Source organism: Acinetobacter sp. YH16051 (assembly GCF_013417135.1).
Classification (GTDB): domain Bacteria; phylum Pseudomonadota; class Gammaproteobacteria; order Pseudomonadales; family Moraxellaceae; genus Acinetobacter; species Acinetobacter towneri.
Genome location: NZ_VPEN01000101.1, coordinates 1 through 1,736, shown reverse-complemented (window position 1 = coordinate 1,736; position 1,736 = coordinate 1). Strand labels below are relative to the sequence as shown.

Annotated in this window: 1 protein-coding gene; it reads right to left on the bottom strand. The window is 39.6% G+C overall.

Annotated elements, in window-relative coordinates; all coding sequences use genetic code 11:
* Positions 1-320: 320 nt before the first annotated feature.
* A complete protein-coding gene (locus FTV41_RS14580) occupies positions 321-1,562 on the bottom strand; it encodes a replication initiation factor domain-containing protein (RefSeq protein ID WP_179996752.1) in 1,242 nt (413 codons plus the stop codon).
* Positions 1,563-1,736: the final 174 nt, after the last annotated feature.

Genomic DNA, 1,736 nt, shown 5'->3' with positions numbered 1-1,736 from the left:
TGTGCCTGTCGATCTATTGCGTTCAGGTCTTTAACTTCACAGGACTTCGCTTGTTAGCTTCTTACGTGCAATAAACAATCTACACTAAACAAATAATATAAATCAAGGCTGTGTGGTGTGGGTGTGCGTACACGGTACGCCACACACCACACAACCTTCCCCTTCCATTCGGCTTCGCTGTACCTGTCATTACGCGCAAATGCCTTCAAATTGGTAAGCAGAGAGGAAAAGGCTAGTAACTCATAGTCCGTCAGTTCGATGGCACTCCGCCATCTCTGTTAAGCACTCATTGATTCAATGGTAAAGTGCGCCCTTAAAAATCACCAATCACAAATAGCCGAAGGAACACAAAAATCAGGATGCACCCTAGTCCAATCCTGTTTAGTCATATTAAATCGTTTTGGAACACTGAAATCATGTGCCAAAGCCTGTATACATGTTTCATCATCCCCGAACCATTGACGGAAGAACCCCAACCAACGCCCGAATTGATGGCGAAATATATCCACCCCTTTTTCTATACTTATTTTCAATGATCTTTTTACATATTCTATTTTTGATTGAACCTGATCATCGTATTTAAACAGGTCTTTAAAACACGGATACAGATTAATGAAGTAATCAGAGGGATTTATAATCGCATCAAAAGGGATAATTGTATGTTTTGCTTTTAACTCAACCTCAACCCTTAACCAGTCGCTATTTTTATCCCCTAATTGCTTTCCTTTTTCATAAGCCCTAAGCATTTTATCTGAAGTACGGCAACCGATCTGCAAAGTACGCCCTAGCTTATCTCTATCTAAATATTTCCAATCACCGAACCAAGTTACACGTGCAGGCTTTCCAAAATAGTAAAATTCCCCGTTCGTTTCTCTTTCATTCAGATCATCAATATCTAAATAAGTACCATCGTAGTCATCATGTGCTAAATCCAGTCTTGTAATTTTTGCGCCTTGCGCCTTATTTAAGAATTGATATAACTTTTCTTGCCAGCCGTAGTCACCCATCAAGCAACCCTGACCAGATAACATCACAAGCATTGTGTTGTTTTGACCACCTATGCAGAGATCACCGACCACGACATCATCATGATTAATAATTTCATAACATTGTTCATAGAAGTTTTTGCCATTTTTTCTTTTTTTACCGACTTTAAATCCGAAAATTTGCTCTAACTTTTCCCCCATTGCTTCTATGCAGGCATCGTTAATAAATTCTTCTGAGAGTCCAATATAGTGATCCGAAAACGTGTAACGCTTTAAGGAGAATGAAATCCAATCTATAAACGCTATTTCATGTTCAGCAGGTGCAGACACCAGTAGGATTTTTGGATTGCCTTGATCATCAATAACCAACTTTACTTCGTTAGCCGCTTGCCAATCTTTTAGGACTTCGTTAGATGGAATTTGAGCCTTCGAGTTTTGCCACGTATTACTAACGTGGCACTCCCACGGGCTGACAGTGGGTAAAGTCCGATTTTTCAGGAAATCATTGGCGAATTTAGAATAGTTTTCAGGTGTAGCAGTTGTAAAAGGGGTATTTTCCCCATAAAATTTAGTCATGGACATTCCTTCTTAATGTTCATCAAGGGCTATGGTGTTGACGCACTGATAGCCCATTTTTATGCCTGCTGCTTTTGTGCCTGTCGATCTATTGCGTTCAGGTCTTTAACTTCACAGGACTTCGCTTGTTCGCTTCTTACGTGCAATAAACAATCTACACTAAACAAATAATAT

Excerpts from the sequence above, each read along its gene's own strand:
- FTV41_RS14580 (WP_179996752.1), bottom strand. The coding sequence starts at position 1,562 with ATGACTAAATTTTATGGGGAAAATACCCCTTTTACAACTGCTACACCT.